This window comes from Oceanobacillus sp. HCA-5259 (assembly GCF_037892815.1).
In the GTDB taxonomy this organism is placed as follows: Bacteria; Bacillota; Bacilli; order Bacillales; family Amphibacillaceae; genus Oceanobacillus; species Oceanobacillus indicireducens.
The window spans coordinates 36785-43456 of sequence record NZ_JBBKBV010000032.1; the positions used below are offsets into that span (position 1 = coordinate 36785).

At 41.8% G+C, this 6672-nt stretch carries 7 protein-coding genes; all 7 read left to right on the forward strand.

Annotated features, from left to right (window positions below):
- The first annotated feature begins 5 nt into the window (after positions 1–5).
- The 7 genes from hslO to lysS all read left to right on the forward strand — a co-directional run bounded on the left by hslO (position 6) and on the right by lysS (position 6398).
- The gene (gene hslO, locus WKU33_RS15015; RefSeq protein ID WP_156857404.1) at positions 6–875 is read left to right on the forward strand and encodes an Hsp33 family molecular chaperone HslO; all 870 of its coding nucleotides are present in this window, start codon (positions 6–8) and stop codon (positions 873–875) included.
- 21 nt (positions 876–896) lie between these two features.
- Positions 897–1802, forward strand: coding sequence for a peptidylprolyl isomerase (locus WKU33_RS15020; protein WP_340455362.1), 906 nt, complete (start codon positions 897–899; stop codon positions 1800–1802).
- Between the two features lie 139 nt (positions 1803–1941).
- Entirely contained in the window at positions 1942–2868 is a 927-nt protein-coding gene (gene cysK / locus WKU33_RS15025) for a cysteine synthase A (RefSeq protein ID WP_340455363.1), read from the forward strand.
- 261 nt (positions 2869–3129) lie between these two features.
- Positions 3130–3957 carry a dihydropteroate synthase gene (folP, locus tag WKU33_RS15030; RefSeq protein WP_156857401.1) on the forward strand — a complete coding sequence of 276 codons (828 nt, stop codon included), beginning with the start codon at positions 3130–3132 and terminating at the stop codon, positions 3955–3957.
- Positions 3950–4312 carry a dihydroneopterin aldolase gene (gene folB, locus WKU33_RS15035; protein ID WP_156857400.1) on the forward strand — a complete coding sequence of 121 codons (363 nt, stop codon included), beginning with the start codon at positions 3950–3952 and terminating at the stop codon, positions 4310–4312. The genes folP and folB overlap by 8 nt, the downstream gene beginning before the upstream one ends.
- A complete protein-coding gene (gene folK / locus WKU33_RS15040) occupies positions 4312–4800 on the forward strand; it encodes a 2-amino-4-hydroxy-6-hydroxymethyldihydropteridine diphosphokinase (RefSeq protein ID WP_156857399.1) in 489 nt (162 codons plus the stop codon). Before folB ends, folK begins: the two co-directional genes overlap by 1 nt.
- A gap of 113 nt (positions 4801–4913) precedes the next feature.
- Positions 4914–6398 (forward strand): lysine--tRNA ligase, encoded by a 1485-nt coding sequence (gene lysS, locus WKU33_RS15045; protein WP_156857398.1) that lies wholly within the window; start codon positions 4914–4916, stop codon positions 6396–6398.
- Positions 6399–6672: the final 274 nt, after the last annotated feature.

Below are 6672 nucleotides of genomic sequence, written 5' to 3' on the forward strand. Positions count from 1 at the left end.
CGAACATGAAGGATTATTTAATAAAGACAACTGCTTATAACGGGAGAATCCGTGCATATGCAGCAACATCTACTGCGACAGTGGAGGAGGCAAGGAGAAGACAGGATACTTGGGCAACAGCCTCTGCTGCATTAGGTCGAACCCTGACGATTGCTGCTATGATGGGAGCGATGCTAAAAGATGACAACTCCAATACAATTAAAATTGAAGGCGGCGGACCACTTGGAGCGATTGTAGTAGATGCGAATGCATCTGGTCATGTGCGCGGCTATGTTACGAATCCGCACGTAGACTTTGAATTAAATGACAAAGGTAAGTTGGATGTTGCTAGAGCTGTAGGAACGTCAGGTAATTTAAGTGTTGTGAAAGATCTTGGATTGAGAGACCATTTTACAGGCGAGGTTCCGATTGTTTCAGGCGAAATTAGTGAAGATTTCACGTATTATTTTGCGACATCAGAACAAGTTCCTTCAGCGGTCGGAGCAGGTGTGTTAGTAAACCCGGATCATACCATTCTTGCGGCTGGCGGATTCATTGTGCAAGTCATGCCTGGTGCGGATGAAGAGGTAATCGAACGGTTAGAGGAACAGATTCAAGCGTTCCCGCCAATTTCCAAGTTGATTGAAGAAGGATACTCACCAGAACAACTCTTGGAAAAACTGTTCGAAGGTGAAGAGTTTACAATTCATGAGAAGATGCCCCTTGAATTCCGCTGCCGCTGCTCAAGAGAAAGAATTGCAAATGCGATAAGCGGTCTTGGCAACGAGGAAATTGATGCCATGATCCAGGAAGACGGTGGAGCAAGTGCAACCTGTCACTTCTGTAATGAAAAGTATGATTTTACAACAGAAGAATTAGAAGAGTTGAAACAATAAACGAGGGAGAAAGGGAATCGTATGTCAAGAAAATTATTATGGGGAATTATCACGGTCCTCCTTATTACAAATATAGCCACTCTCCTGTTCATGAATCAAAATGAGAATGTAATTGTGAGTGAAGACGGTGAAGAAACGGCCATTAGAAGCAATGAACCTGTTGCAACGATTGACGGAGAAGATATAACTTATGCAGAATGGATGACTGCTCTTCGCGAAACCCATGGGGAAAAGACGCTGCAATCATTAATTGATCGCCACCTCGTTTCCAAATTGGCCAATGAGAAGCACATTGAAATCAGTGAGAAGGTCATTGAAAGAGAACTTGCTTATCTGACATCCATGCAAGGACCGCTTGCAGAAGATGAACTTGCAAAGGCGGAGGAGAAATGGCGGGAAGAGATTGTTTATCGCTACCAGCTTGAGTTTTTACTGACAGAAGATATTTCCATTCCGGAAGGTGAAGTGGAAGAGTATTATGACGTGTATAAGAATCAATATGATTTCAGTCCGGCCATGCAGCTATCCCATATTCTTGTATCGGATATGGAAACAGCGGAAAAAATCTATGGGGAGCTTGAACAGGGAGCGAATTTTGACCAGCTGGCAAGGGAATATTCCATAGATGAAGAAACAAAAAATAGCGGGGGCTATCTTGGTTTCATCAATACGAACAGCCAGTTCTTCCCGGATGGTTATGAAGAAATTGCAAATGAGATGGAAGAGCACTCCTATAGTACCCCTTTTACAACAGGTAACGGGGTCGGTATTATCTATTTACATCAATCTCTTCCGAAAATCAAGTTCAGCTATGAGGAAATTAAACCTTACGTAGAAAATGAACTTGCCCTGCATGAAGGGAATCTTCCGCTTCAAGCCGCCCCACTTTGGGAAAAACATGAAATAGATTGGCTCTACGGTAACTAAATACATGGTCCGCCCACAACATGGAACGAATCAGCTAATTCAATGAGTGAATACGTTAAAATGGTTGACAAATCGATAAATTAAACATACATTGTAATTAACAATTCATACAAAAATGCTAGGGATTAGGAGTGATCACATGCGTGTGGCAAATGATATTACCAAATTAATCGGTGAAACACCAATCGTGAAGTTAAACAATCTGACAGGCGAAGATTCAGCAGATGTTTATGTAAAACTTGAATTCATGAACCCAGGAAGCTCGGTAAAAGACCGGATTGCTGTAGCAATGGTTGAAGCTGCAGAAGAGTCGGGGGATTTAAAGCCCGGAGATACAATTATCGAGCCGACAAGCGGAAACACTGGAATTGGACTTGCGATGGTAGCAGCGGCAAGAGGGTATAAAGCTATTCTTGTCATGCCAGACACGATGAGTCAGGAGCGTCGTAATCTATTGCGCGCATATGGTGCTGAACTCGTTCTTACACCGGGCGCGGATGGAATGAAAGGCGCAATCGGTAAAGCTAATGAATTGAAGGAAGCGCACGGCTATTTCATGCCACAGCAGTTCGATAACCCGGCAAACCCGGAAATCCATGAAAGAACAACAGGAAAAGAGATCATCCGTCAAATGAAAGATGGTCTTGACGCATTCATTTCCGGTATTGGAACCGGTGGAACGATTACAGGTGCAGGTAGAGTGCTGAAATCTCACTTTGAAGGAGTGCAATTATTCGCTGTAGAACCAAAGGACTCCCCGGTGCTATCCGGCGGATCTCCGTCCCCGCATAAGATTCAAGGGATAGGTGCAGGATTTGTACCGAAAGTACTCGACACAGAGCTATACGATGGGGTCATTCAAATTGAGAATGACGAGGCGTTTGAAGTATCCCGTAAACTTGCAATTACAAATGGTATTCTCGGCGGAATTTCCTCCGGGGCAGCAGTGGCAGCAGCGCTAAAAGTTGCAGATAAGTTAGGTAAGGGTAAGAGGGTTTTGGCTATTTTACCAGACAATGGGGAACGTTACTTATCCACCGCACTATATCAATTTGATGAAGAATAAGAAGTTTGATGACGAGGATTAACAGATTGAATCTGTTAATCCTTTTTTTGTATAGAAGGTTATGAGGTGGAAACTGTGAATAACTATATATGCTAGCATTCTCTACGTTGGGTGCTATTCTTTTGTTTTTGGGGAATTAATAAAGTGAAACTTCATCCAGTGGGGGTATAACAGACCGTTAATACGTGATAAACAGATGCCTGTGTTTTAGGAATATGATAGGATATAGGAATAAAGTGATGATGAGGAGAAGGAGAAGGTATGATTTTAAAAACAAGAACGAAACAGTTGCATTTACAGGAGCGAACCCATATTATGGGAATCTTGAACGTAACCCCTGATTCCTTCTCGGACGGTGGCAGCTATACTACGGTGGAAAAGGCTGTTGCACAAGCAGTTCGAATGGTTGAAGAAGGGGCAGATATTATCGATATCGGTGGAGAATCGACTCGTCCTGGGCACATACCGGTTACGAGTGAAGAAGAGATCTTCCGGATTGTTCCAGTCATTCAAGCAATTAAAGCGAAAGTAGATGTGCCAATTTCGGTAGATACGTTTAAAGCAGATACAGCTGAAGCGGCAATTGAAGCTGGAGCGGATATCATTAACGACATATGGGGAGCAAAGAAAAATCCTGATATTGCTAAAGTTGCAGCGAAACATCAGGTACCAATTATATTGATGCATAACCGGACTGATGAAAATTACACCAATCTAATTGAGGATATGCTAGAGGACCTTAGAGAAAGTATTGCCATTGCTAAAGCGGCTGGTATCCCCAAAGAAAATATTATCCTTGATCCTGGAATTGGTTTTGCCAAGTCTAGAGAGGATGATTTACTCGTCATGCAGCAGCTAGAGCGATTCCAAGAACTTTCTTATCCATTGTTACTCGCAACATCGCGGAAACGAATGATTGGTCATATTCTTGACGTTCCACCGGCAGAGCGAGATACTGGCACAGGGGCAACAACTTGCCTCGGAATTGTAAAGGGTGTCCAAATGGTGCGGGTCCATAACGTCAAAATGAATGCAGAACTTGCAATGATGACAGACGCTATGCTTGGAAAAGGAGCTTATCATGGATAAAATAATTTTGAAGCAATTACAGTTCTACGGTTATCATGGTCTATTTCCTGAAGAGCGGAAACTTGGTCAGCGCTTTATGGTTGATCTTGAACTCTTTCTCGATTTGCAGCAGGCCGGTACAACGGATGCGATGGAGGATTCCGTTCATTACGGAGAAGTATTTAATATCGTTCAAAGCATTGTAGAGGGCGAACCGAAGAATCTGATTGAAACAGTTGCTGAAACGATTGCGAAGAGTCTACTCGAAAGTTTTCATTTGTTATCTGCCTGCCGTGTCCAGGTTATTAAACCGAATCCTCCGATTGATGGACAATATCACTCAGTCGCCGTAGAAATATATAGGGAGAAAAAATAATGAATAAAGTATATATCGCACTTGGAACAAATATCGAGCCGCGGGATTTCTATTTGAGTGAAGCTTTAAACTTACTAGAAGCACATGAATCAATCGCTATTCAACAGCGTTCCTCGATTTATGAAACCGAACCGGTCGGTTATTTAGACCAAGCTGATTTTTTAAATATGGTAATAGAAATCCAAACCTTGCTTGAACCGATTGAGTTATTGGATACGACACAAGGAATAGAGGAAAAGCTAGGCCGGACTCGGGATATCCGTTTCGGTCCCCGAACAATAGACCTTGACATTTTGCTCTATAATCAAGAAAATAGTACAGTAGACCGTTTAACATTGCCGCATCCGCGCATGTCCGAACGTGCCTTTGTGCTCGTTCCCCTTGCAGAAATTGCAGGTGATGTTATCTTGCCGGATACAGGTAATACTGTTCGGGAACAGCTAGCGGAACTTCCGCAGAAAGAGCTGGAGACGGTAAAGAAGATCTAGTTCAAAGAAGGGCTCTGCCGGTGTTTACTGGTAGGTTTTTCTTCGTTATGGTACGCTTAAATAAAATTCTAGGATAATTGATTGTTTACATATATCAAAGACAGGAGTGATTGATGGTGTCAGAAGAACTTACAGAACAAATGCAGGTGCGGAGAGATAAGTTGAAAGATTTACAAGACCGGGGCATTGATCCGTTCGGTGATAAGTTTGAAAGAACCGATTTAGCAGCGGATTTAATTGAAAAATATGATGTTTTTTCTAAAGCAGAGCTAGAGGAAAAAGCTATACCAGCAGTCGTCGCAGGTCGGATTATGACAAAACGCGGCAAAGGGAAAGCGAGCTTCACGCATATTCAAGATATGAGCGGTCAAATCCAAATCTACGTACGTAAAGACGAGGTTGGTGATGATGTTTATGAAATGTTTAAAACACTGGATCTTGGAGATATCATTGGGGTATCCGGTAAAATGTTTAAAACAAATACCGGAGAACTTTCTGTTCAAGCGGAAGAACTTCAATTAATGACGAAAGCTTTACGTCCCCTACCTGAGAAGTACCATGGGCTAAAAGATGTGGAACAACGTTATCGTCAGCGTTACCTAGATTTAATCACGAATCTTGAAAGTCGCGAAACTTTCATTCTACGCAGTAAAATCATTCAAGCGATGAGACAATATCTAAATGGCCAAGGATTTCTTGAGGTGGAAACGCCAATGATGCATAGTATCCCTGGTGGAGCGGCGGCACGTCCATTTATCACTCATCATAATGCACTCGACATTGAACTTTACATGCGAATTGCTATCGAGTTACATTTAAAACGACTCGTCGTTGGTGGAATGGAGAAAGTATATGAAATCGGGCGAGTCTTCCGTAATGAAGGAGTATCTACCCGTCATAACCCTGAATTTACGATGATTGAACTATATGAAGCATATGCAGACTATGAAGATATTATGCGACTTACAGAAAGCATGATTGCTCATATTGCACTTGAAGTGCTCGGCTCTACCGAAATCACATATGGAGATTACACAATCGAACTGAAGCCGGAATGGAAGAGACTCCATATGGCGGATGCGGTGAAAGAAGCAACCGGGGTTGACTTCCGTGAGCAACTGTCAGATGACGAGGCGCGTAAGTTGGCGAAAGAACATAATGTAAAGATTACAGAAAATATGACATTCGGACACATTTTAAATGAATTCTTCGAGCAAAAAGTAGAAGATACACTCATTCAACCTACATTTATCTACGGTCACCCAGTAGAAGTGTCACCGTTAGCAAAAACAAATAAAGAGGATCCTCGTTTCACAGATCGCTTTGAGCTATTCATTGTTGGTCGTGAACATGCAAATGCCTTTAGTGAATTGAACGATCCAATGGAACAACGCAAACGTTTCGAAGACCAAGTTGCTGAAAGAGATGCAGGAAACGATGAAGCCCACTTAATGGATGAAGATTTTATTGAGGCATTAGAATATGGCTTACCACCTACCGGAGGATTAGGAATAGGAATAGACCGTTTAGTAATGTTACTGACCAATGCACCATCCATTCGTGATGTCTTGTTATTCCCGCAAATGCGTACGAAATAAATATAAAAGGAATATCCAGTTTACTTTCATAGTAAGCTGGGTATTTTATTTTGTATTTGTTTCTTAGGTAATATATATAGGAAGGAAAAGTTTCTAGGTATTTTTTAAAAAAATGTCCTTGCATTTAAAACTCAAACATGATACATTTATATTCGTTGCCAAAACAGCTGCAACGGATTAAATGGAAACAGCGAAAAAGATTTGAAGAAAGTTGTTGACATAATTTTTCTAACGTGGTATATTAGAAAAGTCGCCGTTAGGAAACGGCAAACAA